Source organism: Acinetobacter tibetensis (genome assembly GCF_023824315.1).
GTDB lineage: Bacteria > Pseudomonadota > Gammaproteobacteria > Pseudomonadales > Moraxellaceae > Acinetobacter > Acinetobacter tibetensis.
The window spans coordinates 818,004-836,219 of the sequence record NZ_CP098732.1 but is presented as its reverse complement, the minus strand read 5'-3'; the positions used below and the strand labels follow the sequence as shown (position 1 = coordinate 836,219).

The window sequence follows — 18,216 nt, the reverse complement described above, 5'->3', positions numbered from 1 at the left end:
ACGATAAGGTTTTTTTATATCAAAACTCCCTTTATTGATTCGATTCGCCTATCATAGCAGCAAATTTTTCATTTGCTTTTCTGTATGAATCACTCTGAAACACTCGAACTTAGTCTGCAATTACTCCGCCAACCTTCTGTTACACCTGTTGACCATGACTGTCAGAACATTATGGCTGAACGTTTAGCAAAAATTGGTTTTAACATTGAACCTATGCGTTTTGATGATGTTGATAATCTTTGGGCACGTAAAGGGACTGAAGCTCCTGTTTTTTGTTTCGCAGGACATACAGATGTGGTACCAACAGGCAACTTGAATGCTTGGCACTCAGAGCCTTTTATTCCAGAAATTCGGGATGGTAAGCTCTATGGCCGTGGTAGTGCAGACATGAAAACTGCATTGGCGGCAATGGTGGTGGCATCGGAACGATTTGTGGCTAAGCACCCAAATCACAAAGGCTCAATCGCATTTTTAATCACCTCTGATGAAGAAGGTCCTGCGATTAATGGAACCGTCAAAGTTATTGAAACCCTAGAGGCTCGCCAAGAAAAAATGACTTGGTGCCTTGTGGGTGAGCCATCAAGTACGCATCATTTAGGTGACATCGTAAAAAATGGCCGTCGTGGTTCATTAAATGCGGTACTCACAGTCAAAGGTAAGCAAGGTCACGTAGCTTATCCTCATCTTGCGATTAATCCAATTCACATGGCTTCTAAAGCCGTTGCTGAACTGTGCGATACCGTTTGGGATCATGGGAATGAGTACTTCCCTGCAACTTCGTTCCAAGTTTCCAATATTCAAGCAGGTACAGGTGCAACCAATGTCGTTCCTGGTACGATGACTGTGACATTTAACTTCCGTTATTCTACAGAAGTCACAGCAGAAGAGTTGAAAACACGTGTGTTAGAAATTTTAGATCGTCATGGTTTGACGTACGAAATTCAATGGACACATTCAGGTTTACCATTCCTCACTCCAGTGGGCGAGTTGGTTAGTGCAGCTCAAAATGCAATTCGTAATGTGACTGGTCGTGAAACTGAATTATCTACGAGTGGTGGTACATCGGACGGTCGTTTCATTGCTCCTACAGGCGCTCAAGTACTTGAACTTGGGGTACTCAATGCCAGCATCCATCAAATTGATGAGCACGTAAATGTGGCCGATTTAGAGCCTTTAGCTGAAATTTATGAACAAATTCTGGAAGGTTTATTGACTTAAAATTTCGGATCAATCAAACAATAAAAAACCCATGTTGAACATGGGTTTTTTTATTGAAGCTTGACTAATTGATGCCTAAACTGGTTTGAATCTGTACAACATTAGGCACTTGAAAAGTTTGCTCACCCATTCTCACGTACTGAAACACCATTGGATCAGTGACTGTCATTTCTTCGTCAACCACCTCAGAAATACGAACACGCACAGATTTCGGCATTTCATTACACATCAAGGCAAAACGCTGATCGACTTCATCACCTTCAATCACCAATGCAACACCTGTTTCTTTTGCAGGATCATTCACTGCATAAACAGGTAATTTGACATCATGCCATTCCACTGAAGAAACGTGTGTCTGGCTATCCAACGCAGAAAGCACAATATTTTGTGGCAATAACATTGCCACTTTGCCATAGCACTGAATGATGTAAGCATCAATAAATCCAGTAGAAACTGTAATAAGATGATGTAACTCTTGCTGACTAATTTGGTCTAAAACCGATTTATTCGCGATTTTCTCACTCATCAAATTACCCCTGTTTCACAGTCAAAAGACTTTCAATGTTATTCAACAATTCAGACTCTTGGAATGGTTTGCCCATATAATGAGTTACACCCAAACTAAATGCGCGTTCACGATGCTTTTCACCTGTACGTGATGTAATCATGATAATTGGCAATTGCTTATGAACTTCATGATGGCGAACCAAGTTCGTCACTTCAAATCCATCCATACGTGGCATTTCAATGTCCAGTAGCATTAAATCTGGTTTGACGTTTTCTAACTGCTCTATAGCATCAACACCATCTTTTGCAGTGACCACATCATAACCTTGTCGTTCTAACAAGCGTGAGGTCACTTTACGTACTGTAACCGAGTCATCCACAATCATAATTAAACGACGTGTATCACTGTAACGGTATGAATCACGTTGGTCATGTCCATGTTTCACACGTTGTGTCGTTTGCACTTGACGGGCAATATTTTGACCATCCAGAATCAAACACACCTGACCATCACCCAGAATGGTTGCACCAGTAATTGCACCAATTGCAGCAAATTGCTGACCGATTGGTTTCACCACAATTTGTGCACGTGATCCAATCAACTGATCAACCAATAAGGCAATGGTTTGACCACTATTGCCCTTAATTAACAGCACAGGCAACGAATGAGCAATACTGCTTAAGCGCGGTAAAGGCTGACTGGAAACAAATTCCGAAATATAACGTAACTTATAGCTTTGGTTATCAATCTTGAAATAATCTTCTTTACTATTAAAGTAAGTTTCCAAAGTTGCTGGTGCAATTCGAACAATACGCTCAATGTGCGCCAAAGGAAGTGCGAATTGCTGATCGCCAGATTTCACCATTAAGGCGTCACTTACAGCCACAGTGGTTGGAACGCGGATACTAAAACTTGTTCCTTTTCCAAGTGTTGAGTCTACAGTGACATGACCACCCAACGCTTTAATCGAGCTTTGCACGACATCCAAACCAACACCACGTCCAGAAATTTGGGTAATCTGCTGCGCTGTACTGAAACCTGGATGGAAAATAAACTGTAGAATCTCTTCTTTTTCAAGTAATTGATCAGCTTTCATCAAACCTAAAGACATCGCTTTTTCTTTGATTCGATTTACATCAATCCCTTTACCATCATCATGGAATTCGACTACAACATCTGTGCCTTGACGGCTAATATTGAGTTCAATTTTTCCAATTTCAGGCTTGTTTGCCGACTGACGCTGTGCAGGGTCTTCAATACCATGGTCGACAGCATTTCGTAACATATGCTCAAGCGGGGTCACTAAACGCTCAAGAATAGTACGATCCAGTTCCCCTTCAGTATTGTTGACAATTAACTCAGCAGGTCGGTTTAGCGTTGAAGCTGTCTGGCGCACAATACGTTGCAAACGAGGTAATAAACGCGAGAAAGGCACCAAGCGTGTTCGCATTAAGCCTTCTTGAATTTCGGCCTGAATACGAGATTGTTGTAATAATAAACCTTCCGTATCACGAATTTTTTCAGCCAAAGTACTCTTGAAATCGACCAAGTCCGAAGCAGATTCCGCCAAGGATTTAGACAACTGATTTAACGATGAATATTGGTCCATTTCTAATGGGTCAAAGTCAGCATATCGACCAACTTCACTGCCATGTTTGGCAATAATTTGTGACTCTAATTCACCTTCCATTCGACGTAACTGGTCTGCAAGACGCTTAATCGCCAATTCCATTTCATTCAATGTATTGCCTAATTGACCAAGGTCCATTTCAATACGTGAACGGTTAATCGAATTTTCGCCCGACAAATCAATCATCTTCTCAATCAAATCAGCTGAAATTCGAATCATCTCATTTGATTGATCATTGGCTCCAAAGCTTTCCCACTCGCCCATCATTGCAGGTGGTTCTGCTCCATCCCCTTGAATAAATTCAAAGCTTGGCGCAGTAATCTGCGTGTAGCTAGAGTTATTACGGCTTGGCAATTGAACAGTGACATCTGCATATTCAATTGCTTCCAAGCCCGCTTTTAAACTATCGAAATTAGTATAATCATGGTCAAAAATTGCATGTCTTAACCATGTAATCGTGGTTTGTAGTAATGGATCATAAACATTTGAATTGAAGTGATGAACTGCAAACTGTTCAAAAGCACTTTCTAAACGATATGCAATAGCCCCTACTGGCTCAATTTCAGCCATGCGCGCACCACCTTTAAGGCTATGTGCTGCACGTTGCAATTGAAGCAATAAACTACGATCACTACGCTGCTCGGACCAATTCCGCAGTAACTTTTCCATGGTATCGAAAATTTCTGCGGCTTCTTCGTAGAAAGTTTCTTCAACAATTGAGCGTACACTCTCATCAAGTACTAAAGATTCAACTTGAAGTGATGGCTCAACAATGTTCGATTGTGATACTGGTTCAACCCAATCGGAAGTTTCAGGTTCTTCTTCAAATGGACTGACTTCCGCGTGCACAGGCTGTACAACTGGCGGTTCAATGGTCGTAGCTTCATATGCAACCACCTGCTCAACAGCAGGCAGTTTTTGTTCTGCAACCACCTCTGTAGCTGTAGATACCACAGATCCCGCAACCAAAGCTTGAATATTATTTAAAATATCAATCGCTTCTGGAGCTGGATAATCAACTTTTTCTTCTCGAATCGTTTGAATACGATCGGCAATGTTGTCTTGAACCAAACGAACAATCTGAATCAAAGCAGGAGATGCTTGAATTTGCTGATTAATAATACGCTCATAAATGGTTTCTAATTCATGTGCAATTAAACCAATATGCGTCGCTTGAATCATGTTTGCACCACCCTTTAGGGTATGCAAATAGCGCATTAAATTATTCAATGCCGCCGTATTAGATTGATCACTGCTCCATGTATGAACATCCTGATCCATCCCCATCAGCAACTCATCAGCTTCTTCGAGGAAGATATCCAACAGGTCTTCATCAAATTGTCGATTGGCTTCATCGACATCCACTAATTTCGCATCACTGTGCAAGCGTTTTGACAAAGTCGCAAAGTTAACGGCAGCGACCTGATGACCAGATTCGGTTGTTAAATCTGCTTCAAGCTCAGAAGTATTTTCTACAGATAGGTTTTCTTCAACTGGATCAAAAATCTCCAGATCTTGCTGTACAAATGCCGTTAAGTTTTGAAGCACTTGCTCTGCTGGTGCAGATAAACTTATGCGCTGCCCCGCAGCTAAAGTATCAAACAGATAGATAAATTCTTGATGCGCCTGAGCAAATAACTCATAAGCATAGTCAATATTGAGTAATGTCGGTTTAGCTAAAAGCGTTTGATAACATTTATCTAAAATCTGAATAAAATCATGAATCCCCTGTGAAGCACGATTATTGGTATGCTCCGCGAGTAAATTTGCTTTTTGACTTAAGTGCTCGACATAAGTAGGAAATTCATTTTTAATCCGTTTTTCAAATTCGAGCTCTGCATCCAATAACAGATCAATATCCAATTCAATTAATTGTGATACTAAACCTTGTGGATTTGCACTAGATTCAAACTCTTCTTGATTAAAGCCGTAATTTTCCCATGCTTGATTAAAAGTTTGATCAACTTGACTTAAATTTTCGACTTTACCCTGACGTAGAATATGCAAAAAGTCTCGCATAAATTCTGCATACTGAATGAGTAATACTGTTTCATTTGAAGTTGAAACAATCTCTTCTTGTAAAAGCGTCTTAAATAAATTCTCAACTTTTGAACTGGCATCAAAAATTTGCTGGATGTGCGCCATAGATGAACTACCTCGCAAAGTATGCAAGGCACGAATCAACCCATTATAATCAGGCACTTCGCCAGCTTCTTGTTTCAAGAAGTGATCAATCGTTGCAAGATGTTCTTCCGCTTCTTCAATGAAAATTGAAGTAGTCTCTTCTTGCAAATCGCTAGATTCGGTAGATAGCTCTTCTTCCACCAAGGCAATATCTGCTTGAGAAGCACCCAATTCCAGTCCAGTCAAATCATCCGAAGATCTGAGTCGATCCGCTAAAGATAATAACTCTTCAAGTGCAGGCTCAATTGATCGACCTTGTTGTAGCTCTTGCCCCAATAGAACCAAAGGTCTTAAATCAATTTCTATCGGTTTGACCGATTTAAACTGCGGATAAAGCTTGAACTGAAAAACACGATAAACCATTTCTGCAAATTTCTGGATCTTAAGCTCTAAAGGAACAGAACCAAAAATAACACGATTTAAAGTATCTTCGACAGCCCAAGCCACTTCACCAGCAGACTTTGCCCCCACCATACGACCCGAGCCTTTCAAAGTGTGAAAATGGCGTCGAATGGTCGTTAAAGTATCCTGATCAGAAGGATTTGCTAACCACTGCTCAAAAACAGTATCTAATTCTTCAAAAATTTCTTCAATTTCTTCTACAAAGATCTCTAGAATTTCAGCATCTTGTTCAAGATAACTATCTTCTGGAAGCGTTGTCGTATCGACTAAATTTTTTAATATTTCTTTCATAGCTTTGGCTTCTTACGTTTCTCGCCACCATAAAAGGCGCTAAAACCTGAGTGTAATCATCACGCCGAACTTTGTTCTAGAAGTACAGCGGTTCGATGCTTAAAACTAGATAAGTATTCCGACCTGTGTCAGATCGGAATACCCTTTGAATAGCTAACTTATTCAGGTAGTTTGAAGTCCGTTACAGATTCACGCAGAGATTCTGCCATATTGGCAAGTTCAGAAACCGAACGTGCTGTATCGAAAGTCGCTGTTGTGGTCTGTGACGTAATTTCTTGTACAACGTTCATCGTGGTTGCAATATGACCCGCTGATGCCGATTGCAGTTTTGCTGCATCCGAAATGCTCGCAATCAGTTTTGCCAAGTTACCCGATACGTTTTGAATCTCATCCAGTGCAACACCCGCATCTTTAGACAAGTTCGCACCACGGACAACTTCCGAAGTGGTTTGCTCCATTGAAATAACGGCTTCGTTGGTATCTGTTTGAATGGTTTTTACCAGTGTTTCAATCTGCTTGGTTGCAGAGGCAGAACGTTCCGCAAGACGCTGTACTTCATCGGCTACAACCGCGAAACCACGACCAGCTTCACCCGCCATAGATGCCTGAATGGCTGCGTTTAATGCCAAGATGTTTGTTTGGTCTGCAATATCGTTAATCAGGGCAACAATGTTACCAATCTCTTGAGATGACTCACCCAAACGCTTAATACGTTTTGATGTTTCTTGAATCTGCTCACGAATGATATCCATACCTTCGATTGAACGGTTTACGACTTCTGCACCATTGGTTGCAATCTGTACTGAACGTTCTGCTACCGTAGCCGATTCAGAAGCGTTGGCAGATACTTGGTCAATTGACATTGCCATTTCATTAATTGCGGCAGAGGCACCTGCAATTTCTTGTGCCTGATGCTCAGAAGCTTCGGCTAGCTGGTTAGTAATGACCTGAGTATTTTGCGTATAGTGTGCAACCTCTGCTGAAGTTTCAGTAATACGCGAAACTAACTCACGTAATTGGTCGATCGCGAAGTTAATCGAGTCGGCAATTGCGCCTGTAAAATCTTCAGATACCGTTGCATATGAACGTAAGTCACCATCTGCTAAGTCGGCAATTTCATCAAGTAAACGTAAAATCGCATTCTGGTTACGGTCATATTCTTCTTGTAAACGTGATACACGAACCTTATCGGCTTCACCACGAAGTACCAGTAATTTAAATACGCAGAATAAGAAGCCAATCAGTGCCAGAATTAGACCCAAGGCAGGAATTGCAATTGACCAGCCTGTACCACCAGATAGCTTGTTTAAGTTTGTTAACAATGCATCTGATTGTTCAAAAATTGAAGAAGAAGCTTGACGTACTTTTACAATTTGCGTGGAGTTCTTTAAAACTGTTGCTGCCGCAGATTTTAATACTTCATCATATTCCGCTTTAATCCCATCTAAAGATTCACGTAAAGCAGGTTCTGCAATCTGTTGTACACCCAGTTCTGCACTACCATTAATTTGTGCATTCAAATACGAACCAAACGTTTCAGTATCTGCACTAAAGTCATCTGCTGATGCACTTGAGTTAGTCGTACCTGTTAATACCGAGTTAATCGAACGTAAAATACGTTCTGCAATAAACACCTGGTTTTTCGCAATAACAACCTGACTACTTGGCATATTTTGACGTGCCATTTGGTCAACCATCAAGTTATATTCAGCCTGAATACCTGGAATACTTTCACTGATCGCAATGTTAGTGTCATATAACTGATTAATGATTTTTTGTTGTGAAGCAATTAAATCAATATTGTCAGAAACTTTTTTCCATTGTGCATCTACTTCACGTAGTGCTGGAGTACTCGCATGAATATCATTCACTGTTTCAAGGTTTTCAGCGAACGTCTTTTGCGAATCTGTCAATTTTTTAATCGCTTCTGGCGTACCTGAAGCAGTTGCTTCTGTCGCTTGGCGTGAAATCGTTTGAGATAATAAACGTAAGTCACCCAAACTACGCGTAAATTCATTATTACGCGGTACGCTATAGAATAGATATAACAGAAGGAATAGGGCCAAGATGATACAAAATGCTGCACCCAAAATTAATGGTTTGGACTTTTCACTGTCACCGAATACACGTGAAAACTGTTCCGTCTGTGATTGAAATTTTGCTACTAAAGCATTACCACCTGAACGGTTGGTACTTTCACCTGCATTTTTCTTTTTTAGCTTAAAGCCCATGCAGCTTCTCCCCGAATTTTGCCTTCATTCTTAATGAGTGGGACTATATTAATTTATAAGTTTTATAGATGCGTTCATATATTTTGGATTTTGCAATAAACGACTAAATAAGAAAACATGCCATTGTTGGTTATGTTGATGAAAATACCCTTGGCAATATTCTTGTAAATTACTATCTAAATCTTTATGTTTAGAAAAGAAACTTTTCTTATTGAAGTGTTGAATGCCCAAAACCTGATCGACGACTAATCCGACATAATGATCATGATGACTGATACATAAGACTTTTTGTGTCGGTGAATATTGGCTTCGATGTCCAGAAATATAGTGTGGCAAATCTGCAACAGAAAGCAGTCGTCCACGAATATTCGCTAGCCCCATCACCCAAGACTGAGTATTTGGAACAGGCGTATATTTTGGTGGATAAATAACTTCCGAAACCTCACCTAGAGGGGCAACGAAATATTGCCCCATCATTTCAAATGCAATCCCTGACCATCGGTTTACTTCATTCTCAGTCGAAACGTAGTTTTTATTCCCACGTTTCGCTAGGCGAAGTAATTCGATAAATCCGTTCGCTGCCATAGTTTATCCTGCGTTGAGGTGCTGCTTAATGGTGTCGATCAATTGCTGTTCATCAATTGGCTTGGTTAAGTAATCACATGCCCCCTGACGTTTACCCCAAACACGGTCAGTTGCTTGATCTTTGGTACTCACAATCACAACTGGAATGTGTTTGGTTGTTTCACCACGCGCAATTTGACGTGTTGCCTGAAAACCATTCACACCAGGCATCACTACATCCATAAGCACCAAATCAGGAAGCTCTGCTTGTGCCATTGTTACCCCATCTGCACCATTTGAAGCTTCAATGACTTCAAATCCGTGCTTGCCTAATATCTCTCTGAAACGGAATGTTTCTGTAGGCGAATCATCTACAATCAAAATACGAGCCATGCTCTTCCCCAATACAAAACTTATGCTGTTACGTGATTACGAATTGCGTTTAAAAGTTCATCTTTACTGAATGGTTTTGTTAAATATTCATCAGAACCGACAACACGTCCTTTAGCCTGATCAAATAAGCCATCTTTACTCGATAACATAATGACAGGAATATTTTGATAATTTTGTGAGTTTTTAATCAGTGCACAAGTTTGATAGCCATCTAGACGCGGCATCATGATATCGACAAAAACAATATCTGGATTTGCTTCAGCAATTTTTGATAAAGCTTCAAAGCCATCTACTGCGGTGACCACATCACAACCTTCACGTTGTAATAATGTTTCGGCTGTACGACGAATGGTTTTTGAATCATCAATTACCATGACTTTTAGATTTTGAAATTTATCGTCCATTTAATGACCCGTCCCATTTTTAGAATGTACATACATTTGGTATATAAAAATTTTATTACAAGTTGCTAACATTTTTAACATATATTTACTTGTATTTTCAATGAACAGTTTCAAACTAAGTCGACATTTTCACCCAATTTCACAAACAATTTCACATTTTAATTCACCCCAATATTTTTTTTGATGAATAAAGGTTTTTTCTTCTCTAGATTAGTTCTAATATAACTTTTTTATTACTTAAAAATAAGTAATTTAGTCAACTTTAACTTTTGTGGGGGATTCAATGAAAAGTCAGTTTAGTCGAAAACTTGCTTTCATTGCAGAAAAGGAAATCGCATTTAAAGTATTGCTGATTAGCCTATTGCTCCTCCAATCTGCATTTACTTTTGCTGAAGGCGTAAAGGCTGTTTGGTATCGTTACTATGATAGCAAAGGTGTGGCGAATATTAGCACCAATGTAACCCCCAATCATATTCGCTATGGCTATGAAGCACTCGACCGCAATATGCAGGTGATTAAACGTAATCGCCCCTATAATGCAGAAACCGAAGAAAAAAAAGCACCTCAACGTGCTGCTCAGGCTAAACAGCGTGAAGCTGATTTACGTTTAAAACGTGCCTATACCAACAGCCAAGTTGCAACCCAAAAACGTGATGATGCCTTAGCCTATCTCAAAAAGCAGATCCGCTTCCAACAAGACCAGCTCAAACAATTACAAAGTGATCGTATTTTATTTAAACGACAAGAAATGGAATATTTACGTAAAGGTGATCCTGTTCCAGCGATTTTAAAAAGCAATCTCAGCAATAATGCGACCAATATCAGCAATAAAAAAGAGCAAATTCAGACGTTACAAACCAACTATCGCAATACGCAAGCTGAATACGCGAATATCATTGCGCGCTTAAAAGCCATGGAAAACTAATTCTGCAATGTAGTAAGGACTTTTTTGATGCAGTATGTACTCCGTTTATTTAAAACATCCGCTCTCACGATTTGTCTTTTACTCGCAGCTTGTCAAAAACAACCTGAAACTCTTCCCCCCAGTGAAAATAAGAAGATTGAGCTGATTCAGCAAGATTTAGTTGCGCTTAATTTTGGTCAGTCTGTAGAAAAAACTTCATTTACGGGCAGTATTCGCGCCGTGAATCAAAGCAGCCTGCAATCTCAAGTGACAGCAACTGCAACTTCTGTGCGTGCAGATATTGGAGATGCTGTACAGCAAGGACAAATCTTAATCCAGCTCAACAATCAAGATAATGAAGCTCGTCTAGCTCAAGCGAAAGCGAATTTAGCTGCGGCTAAAGCACAAGCCAACCTTGCTCAGAATATGATGAAACGTAAGCAACGGTTACTTGATCAGGGCTTTATTTCCAGAGTTGAATTTGAACAAAGTCAGGTAGACTATCAAGCGCAATTAGAAAATGCCAACGCGCAACAAGCGACTGTTGATATTGCACTGAAAGCTGAACAAGATGGGACTTTACGTAGCCCAATAACAGGCGTTGTGACCAAGCGTCAGGTTGAACCCGGTCAAACCGTTGCTGCGGGTCAAACCTTATTTGAAATCATTGATCCAACACGGTTAGAACTTCAAGCACGTTTACCAAGTGATCAGCGCAGTGCTTTAAAAGCTGGGCAAAAAATTGAATACCGCATACAAGGAAGTCCTGAAACACTGACCGCAACACTCAGTCGCATCTCACCATTGGCGGATTTAAACAGTCGTCAAATTGAATTTTATGCCACACCCAATTCAGTGCTTAATCCATTAAGTATAGGCGCATTTGTCGAAGGTAATATTCTGGCAGTACCTTCTGCATCGGGACAATTAATTCCCTTAGATACGATTCAAAACCTTGAACAAAAGCCTTATGTCTGGGTTATCCGTCAACAAAAAATTGAACGCGCTCCTATACAAATACTTGAACAACGCTATAGCGAAAATATGGCTGTTGTCTCTGGACTGACCAATGGCGATCAAATTAGCCGTGTAAAGTTCAACGATGATGATCTTCATAAAACCGTTACGATTCAGCGAACTAAATAAGTTTAGGGTCTCAAAATGTGGTTAACCCGTATCAGCGTAAAATATCCTGTCTTTACTATCATGATGATGTTATCGCTGATGGTGCTCGGCTTAGCTTCTTGGCAACGCATGAGCGTGGAGGAATTTCCTGATGTCGACTTTCCATTTGTTGTTGTGCATACCACTTATCCGGGTGCTTCGCCTGAAACCATTGAATCTGAAATTACCAAAAAAATGGAAGATCAGATCAATACCATTTCAGGATTAAAACAAGTCATTTCTCAATCCAGTGAAGGGCTTTCCACCATCATTGTTGAGTTTAACTTAGACGTTCCCTCTGCTGTCGCTGCTCAAGATATTCGCGACAAAATAGCGCCTGTTACTGCTGAATTTCGAGATGAAATTCAGGATCCTGTAGTAGAACGCTATGACCCAACTGCCAGTGCAATTATGTCAATTGTATTTGAGTCCAATACCCAGTCCTTACGTGAACTCAGTACCTATATTGACCAGCGGATTGTGCCAGAATTACAAACGGTATCTGGCGTGGGTGCGGTTAACTTATTAGGCGATAGCCAGCGTCAAATTCGAATTGTCATTGATCCATACAAATTACAAAGCTATGGCATTGGCATCGACCAAGTCATCAACACCCTAAAAAGTGAAAATATTGAAGTTCCAGGTGGCACCCTCAAACAAGCCAATTCCGAACTTGTGGTCGAAATCAAATCCAAAGTGATTCATCCCTATGCTTTTGGAGATTTAATCGTTGCCACCAAAAATGGCAGTCCGATTTTTTTAAAACAAGTTGCGACTGTTGAAGACAGTCAGGCAGAACTTGACTCTAGCGCTTTTTTAAATGGCAACCCTGCTGTCGCGGTTGATGTATTACGCAACTCCGATTCAAATATTATTCAAGTGGTGGATGGCACCCGTAAAGCCTTAGCCAAGATTGAACAACAACTCCCCAAGGGCGTCAGTGTCAAAGTTGTGGTCGATAGCTCTCAAGGCATTCGTGGCAGTATTCAAGATGTCAGCCGAACCATTCTTGAAGGTGCAATACTCGCCGTTTTCATCGTCTTACTTTTTCTTGGCTCCTTCCGCTCTACCATTATTACAGGCATGACCCTGCCCATCTCTTTATTGGGTACTTTAGCGATGATTTGGGCTTTCGGCTTTAGCATTAATATGATGACGCTGTTAGCCTTGTCGCTCAGCATTGGCTTACTGATTGATGATGCGATTGTGGTCAGGGAGAATATTGTTCGCCATGCCGATATGGGTAAAGATCACGTCAGTGCTGCCTTGGATGGAACCAAAGAAATCGGCTTGGCGGTCTTAGCCACGACCTTAACCATTGTGGCGGTATTTTTACCTGTTGCCTTTATGGGCGGTATTATCGGTCGTTTCTTTTACCAATTTGGGGTCACAGTCAGTACAGCCGTGCTGATTTCCATGTTTGTCAGTTTCACCCTTGATCCTATGCTTTCTGCGCATTGGACAGATTCAGGCAAAAAATCTAAAAAACCAAACCTATTAAGACGTTTCTTTGATGCGATTGCACATCTACTAGAGCGTATTACCCACGTTTATGAGTACTTATTAAAGTTGGCATTACGCTTTCGCTTGATCACGCTCATGATTGCGATTGCCTCCCTTTTCGGTGCACTCGCTTTATCTAAAATGATTGGTACCGAATTTGTACCTACGCCAGATAAAGCTCAGATTCGGATCAAATTTGAAACGCCAGTTAACGCATCTTTGGAATATTCACAGGCCAAACTGTTACAAGTCGAGCAAATTCTAAGGCAGAACCCTGAAGTACTCGGTACTTATGGCGTAATTAACGGCGTTACAGATCGTGGGAAAAACCATGTCAGCCTGCATGTGACGGTGACCCCACGCCAACAACGCGATAAAACCCTCATTCAGCTAAATAATGAATTCCGTGATCGTCTTAAAAGCATTGCAGGAATTCGGGTGACTTCGGTTGCCTCTGCCGATGAAAATGTTTCTGGCGGACAAAAACCGATCATGATCTCGATTAAAGGACCTGACTTAAATCAACTACAAAAAATCTCAGATCAGTTCATGCAAGAAGTTGCCCAAGTTCGAGGCGTTGTCGATTTAGAAAGTTCGCTCAAAGAACCTAAAGCCACTTTGGCCGTCCACATTAATCGAGTTTTGGCGAATGATTTAGGTTTATCTGTCAGTCAAATTGCCAATGTTGTGCGCCCTTTAATTGCTGGAGATAATGTCACGTCTTGGCAAGATGACAAAGGTGAAACCTATGAGGTCAATGTTCGATTAGCTGAAAGCCAACGTAGCCTACCAAGTGATTTAGGCAATTTATACATTAACGCTGCAAAACAAGATCAGTCAGGACAAAATATTTTAGTGCCTCTTGGCAGTATCGCGAGCCTAGAACAAAGCTTAGGAGCTTCTCAGATTAATCGTCGTGATTTGGCACGAGAAGTCTTAGTTGAAGCCAATACGGCTGGGCGCCCTGCGGGTGATATTGGTGCCGATATACAAAAAATTCAGGATAATTTTAAACTGCCTGCGGGCTATAGCTTCGATACTCAAGGAGCAAATGCCGATATGGCTGAATCGGCGGGCTATGCACTCACGGCTATTACCTTGTCGATTGTGTTTATTTATATTGTTTTAGGTTCGCAGTTTAATAGCTTTATTCACCCTGCCGCCATCATGGCTTCACTCCCGCTGTCGCTGATTGGGGTATTTTTGGCCCTGTTCTTGTTCAATTCGACCATGAATCTATTCTCCATTATTGGCATCATTATGCTGATGGGACTGGTCACCAAAAATGCCATCTTACTCATCGACTTTATTAAAAAAGCCATGGAATCTGGCAGCAGCCGTTATGATGCGATTTTACAAGCAGGTAAAACCCGTTTACGTCCAATTTTGATGACCACCAGTGCGATGGTCATGGGTATGATTCCGCTAGCGCTCGGACTCGGTGAAGGTGGTGAGCAAAGCGCACCGATGGCACATGCCGTGATTGGTGGAGTCATTACCTCTACCCTGCTCACCTTGGTGGTGGTTCCTGTCATCTTTACCTACTTAGATGACTTTAAGAATTTTCTACTTCGTCTCAAACAGAAAATCATGGCATAATCCATGGCAGTTCAATGGACAGTCAGCATCGAGTGGCTGTTTCATTTTAGATTGGATTATCCTTCACGATTAATATTAGGACAGTATTCATGCGCGCGAGTCGCTTTTTATTTGCAACGTTAAGAGAAACCCCAAACGATGCTGAAGTTATTTCACATCAACTTATGCTCCGTGCGGGTATGATTCGTAAATTGGCTTCAGGTTTATACACTTGGCTGCCGATGGGCGTACGTGTGCTAAATAAAGTTGAAGCGATTGTACGTGAAGAAATGAACCGTTCAGGCTCACTTGAAGTATTCATGCCCGTAGCGCAACCTGCAAGCCTTTGGGAAGAGTCTGGCCGTTATGTGCAATACGGTCCAGAATTATTACGTTTCAAAGATCGTCACGATAATCCATTCGTTTTGGGTCCTACCCACGAAGAAGTGATTACTGATTTAGCACGTAATGAATTAAAAAGTTATAAGCAATTACCAATCAATTTCTACCAAATTCAGACTAAATTCCGTGACGAAATTCGTCCACGCTTTGGTGTAATGCGTTCACGCGAATTCATTATGAAAGATGCTTATTCTTTCCATGCAGATCAAGCATCTTTGCAAGAAACCTATGATTTGATGTATCAAACCTATTGCAACATTTTCACCCGTTTAGGTTTGAATTTCCGTCCAGTACAAGCGGATACAGGTTCGATTGGTGGTTCAGGTTCACATGAATTCCACGTTTTGGCTTCAAGCGGTGAAGATGATATCGCTTTCTCGACTGAATCAGACTATGCAGCCAACATTGAAATGGCTGAAGCAGTATTGGTCGGTGAACGCGCTGCTCCAACCCAAGCTTTGGAAGTTGTCGATACACCAAATCAAAAAACCATTGCAGATGTCTCTGCATTCTTGAATTCTGATCCTGCACACTCTGTAAAAGCATTGTTGGTACAAGGTGTAACAGATGAGAACGACCAAACTCCTGTTATCGCTTTATTCTTGCGTGGCGATCATGAGCTGAATGAAATTAAAGCTGAGAAGCACCCATTGATTGCATCACCATTAACGTTTGCAACAGAAGAACAGCTTGCAGCGCTTGGTTTAACTGCTGGTTTCTGTGGGCCACAAGGTTTAGTTGAAAAAGGTTTAACGGTCATTGTTGACCGTGCTGCATCGGTACTGTCTGACTTTGTAGCGGGTGCCAATGAAGCAGACAAACATGCAACTGGCGTAAACTGGGAACGTGATGCTCAATTCACCGAAGTTTATGACTTACGTAATGTAGTTGAAGGTGATCCATCTCCAGATGGTAAAGGTACGCTGCAAATTAAACGCGGAATTGAAGTTGGTCATATTTTCCAATTGGGTCAAAAATACTCAGAAGCTTTAGGCTGCAAAGTATTGGGCGAAGATGGCAAACCATTTACTGTCACTATGGGTTGTTATGGCATTGGCGTTACACGTGTCGTCGCTTCTGCAATCGAACAAAATTTTGATGAGAAAGGCATCATTTGGCCAGCAGCAATTGCACCGTTTGAAGTCGCAATTGTGCCAATGAATGCACACAAATCTCCACGTACTTTAGAAGCTGCTGAAGCTTTATATGCGGAGTTAACTGCTGCGGGTTATGACGTATTACTGGATGATCGTAATGAGCGCCCAGGTGTGAAATTCTCCGATCTTGAGTTAACAGGTATTCCACACCGCATCGTGATTGGCGAGAAAGGTCTGGATGCAGGTACGTTTGAATATAAAGGTCGTACCGATGCTGAATCAGTGAACATTTCTAAAGATGAATTATTAGTAAAAATTGCCAAGTAATTTTTGTTCGTAAAATAAAAAAATCCCGCAAGTTGCGGGATTTTTTATTGTCTTGCAATCAACAGAACTTCATTCCACCAAAGCAGTTAGAACGGAAGTTTTGCCCTTGCAAAGTTAAATTGGTGAGTGGAAAATCTAAAGTCGTGGTATTCATCGGAACATTACCCACGACTAATGCAGAGCCCCCTACACATCCTGTTAATAGGTTTCCACAATTTCGTGGATTTTCAGTTAAGTCTTTATTAATCCCAGCAATGGTTTGCTGTAAAACTTGATTGGTAATCGCTACTTGTGTAGTTGGGCTTAAACTCCCGAGTTCCACTTCATCTTCCATAGACAGCCACCAACCTTGATTGGCAGCTACCGCTGCCCCAGGCCACAATATTTTTTGTGACTGTAACGATAGTGAAGCTGGGTTATTTAAATATAGCGCATGAATTAGACCCAAGTTCTGATTGACTGTAATATCAGTTTTAAGCCCTGTAATGTTGCCTGTTACTTGCTTATCTAAGTTTAATAAATTTAATACTTTAGCCGTTAATTGCCCACTAAAGTCAATCTGCCCAACTGTCCCGCTGCCTTTTAAAACCACATCTTTTAGTCTCGTTCCCGACACAATGGTAGAGTTAATCGTAAAAGGGGCAGAAGTTGAAGAAAGGCTTAAATTATAATTATTCGAGGTATAAGAAATATCATAACAAGGATCTAAAAAACCATCGACACACGTTGTTCCAGAACTACTTCCCAATAATCGACCTTGCACAATACCATTGATCGTTAACCCTGTATCAGCATAAGTCATATTACGTGCCTGTGTCACGGCTGTACCCGTTGCAGTTTTAGTTTTCATATAACCACTAAAAGTGTTAATTCCATTTGGTGTTGCAGAGTTTTCTGTACCCAAAGTCATGAGTCCTGAAATCTTCTCGGCACTGACTCGAAATCCTACGACTTCACGCGTAGCTGCTGAGTTCGGATTTTTTATCGCAAATTGTAAAAATGGATTGGTAATTTTAGCCGAAGTTGCTGCTCGCTCATCCGAAGTATAGTTGGAGTTTGCAGGTAAACCACTTAAAGAAATATTATCAATATCAATGTCACAACTACTGGCACGTACGCTGTTGTTAACCCCACCGCAACCCAATGCCAATTTATTGATATTGGCATTCAACTCCATAACCGCTTCAAGACCCAACTTATAAAAGCCAATATTGGATTGATTATAAGTATCCCCTTTTTGATCGGTTTGTGAGGTTCCCTGTAAATACTGCAAGGTTAATAAAGCTTGACCAGATACATCTGACAGTTCCTGATCGGAAAGACTTTGCAAACTCTTTGCCATGACGGGTGTAGTTGTAGCCAATAAAATGCTTAATAATAGTTTCGTCTTCATGACCGCTTAGATTCCTTTCATTC

General features: G+C 41.0%; 12 protein-coding genes. 5 read left to right on the top strand and 7 right to left on the bottom strand.

The features are described 5' to 3' along the window. Positions 1–84 precede the first annotated feature (84 nt). The gene (dapE, locus tag M5E07_RS03940; protein WP_252222179.1) at positions 85–1,218 is read left to right on the top strand and encodes a succinyl-diaminopimelate desuccinylase; all 1,134 of its coding nucleotides are present in this window, start codon (positions 85–87) and stop codon (positions 1,216–1,218) included. 64 nt (positions 1,219–1,282) lie between these two features. Here the strand turns inward: dapE and M5E07_RS03935 are convergent, their stop codons facing one another. The 6 genes from M5E07_RS03935 to pilG form a co-directional block, all read right to left on the bottom strand. Further along, a complete protein-coding gene (locus tag M5E07_RS03935; protein WP_116760308.1) occupies positions 1,283–1,744 on the bottom strand; it encodes a hypothetical protein in 462 nt (153 codons plus the stop codon). Between the two features lie 4 nt (positions 1,745–1,748). Continuing rightward, entirely contained in the window at positions 1,749–6,233 is a 4,485-nt protein-coding gene (locus M5E07_RS03930) for a hybrid sensor histidine kinase/response regulator (RefSeq protein ID WP_252222174.1), read from the bottom strand. Between the two features lie 158 nt (positions 6,234–6,391). Next, complete coding sequence (locus M5E07_RS03925; RefSeq protein ID WP_252222172.1) at positions 6,392–8,464, bottom strand: methyl-accepting chemotaxis protein; 2,073 nt, start codon at positions 8,462–8,464, stop codon at positions 6,392–6,394. 48 nt (positions 8,465–8,512) lie between these two features. Next, complete coding sequence (locus M5E07_RS03920; RefSeq protein ID WP_116760302.1) at positions 8,513–9,049, bottom strand: chemotaxis protein CheW; 537 nt, start codon at positions 9,047–9,049, stop codon at positions 8,513–8,515. A gap of 3 nt (positions 9,050–9,052) precedes the next feature. Then, the gene (locus tag M5E07_RS03915) at positions 9,053–9,421 is read right to left on the bottom strand and encodes a response regulator (protein WP_116760300.1); all 369 of its coding nucleotides are present in this window, start codon (positions 9,419–9,421) and stop codon (positions 9,053–9,055) included. A 20-nt stretch (positions 9,422–9,441) separates the two neighbouring features. Further along, positions 9,442–9,825: a twitching motility response regulator PilG gene (gene pilG, locus M5E07_RS03910; protein WP_116760298.1), complete on the bottom strand. Its 384-nt coding sequence runs from the start codon at positions 9,823–9,825 to the stop codon at positions 9,442–9,444. A gap of 283 nt (positions 9,826–10,108) precedes the next feature. Between pilG and M5E07_RS03905 the strand changes: the two genes are divergently transcribed. From M5E07_RS03905 to M5E07_RS03890, 4 genes are all read left to right on the top strand, one after another. Then, a complete protein-coding gene (locus M5E07_RS03905) occupies positions 10,109–10,750 on the top strand; it encodes a hypothetical protein (protein ID WP_252222170.1) in 642 nt (213 codons plus the stop codon). Between the two features lie 27 nt (positions 10,751–10,777). Then, positions 10,778–11,875, top strand: coding sequence for an efflux RND transporter periplasmic adaptor subunit (locus M5E07_RS03900; protein WP_252222168.1), 1,098 nt, complete (start codon positions 10,778–10,780; stop codon positions 11,873–11,875). A 15-nt stretch (positions 11,876–11,890) separates the two neighbouring features. After that, positions 11,891–14,995 (top strand): efflux RND transporter permease subunit, encoded by a 3,105-nt coding sequence (locus tag M5E07_RS03895; protein WP_252222165.1) that lies wholly within the window; start codon positions 11,891–11,893, stop codon positions 14,993–14,995. An 89-nt stretch (positions 14,996–15,084) separates the two neighbouring features. Then, entirely contained in the window at positions 15,085–16,800 is a 1,716-nt protein-coding gene (locus tag M5E07_RS03890) for a proline--tRNA ligase (protein WP_252222161.1), read from the top strand. A 58-nt stretch (positions 16,801–16,858) separates the two neighbouring features. On the opposite strand, the gene M5E07_RS03885 is transcribed toward M5E07_RS03890, so the two are convergent. Continuing rightward, positions 16,859–18,193 (bottom strand): hypothetical protein, encoded by a 1,335-nt coding sequence (locus M5E07_RS03885; RefSeq protein WP_252222158.1) that lies wholly within the window; start codon positions 18,191–18,193, stop codon positions 16,859–16,861. Positions 18,194–18,216 lie beyond the last annotated feature (23 nt).

Coding starts and splice junctions, on each gene's coding strand:
- dapE (WP_252222179.1), top strand. CDS start 85: ATGAATCACTCTGAAACACTCGAACTTAGTCTGCAATTACTCCGCCAA.
- M5E07_RS03935 (WP_116760308.1), bottom strand. CDS start 1,744: ATGAGTGAGAAAATCGCGAATAAATCGGTTTTAGACCAAATTAGTCAG.
- M5E07_RS03930 (WP_252222174.1), bottom strand. CDS start 6,233: ATGAAAGAAATATTAAAAAATTTAGTCGATACGACAACGCTTCCAGAA.
- M5E07_RS03925 (WP_252222172.1), bottom strand. CDS start 8,464: ATGGGCTTTAAGCTAAAAAAGAAAAATGCAGGTGAAAGTACCAACCGT.
- M5E07_RS03920 (WP_116760302.1), bottom strand. CDS start 9,049: ATGGCAGCGAACGGATTTATCGAATTACTTCGCCTAGCGAAACGTGGG.
- M5E07_RS03915 (WP_116760300.1), bottom strand. CDS start 9,421: ATGGCTCGTATTTTGATTGTAGATGATTCGCCTACAGAAACATTCCGT.
- pilG (WP_116760298.1), bottom strand. CDS start 9,825: ATGGACGATAAATTTCAAAATCTAAAAGTCATGGTAATTGATGATTCA.
- M5E07_RS03905 (WP_252222170.1), top strand. CDS start 10,109: ATGAAAAGTCAGTTTAGTCGAAAACTTGCTTTCATTGCAGAAAAGGAA.
- M5E07_RS03900 (WP_252222168.1), top strand. CDS start 10,778: ATGCAGTATGTACTCCGTTTATTTAAAACATCCGCTCTCACGATTTGT.
- M5E07_RS03895 (WP_252222165.1), top strand. CDS start 11,891: ATGTGGTTAACCCGTATCAGCGTAAAATATCCTGTCTTTACTATCATG.
- M5E07_RS03890 (WP_252222161.1), top strand. CDS start 15,085: ATGCGCGCGAGTCGCTTTTTATTTGCAACGTTAAGAGAAACCCCAAAC.
- M5E07_RS03885 (WP_252222158.1), bottom strand. CDS start 18,193: ATGAAGACGAAACTATTATTAAGCATTTTATTGGCTACAACTACACCC.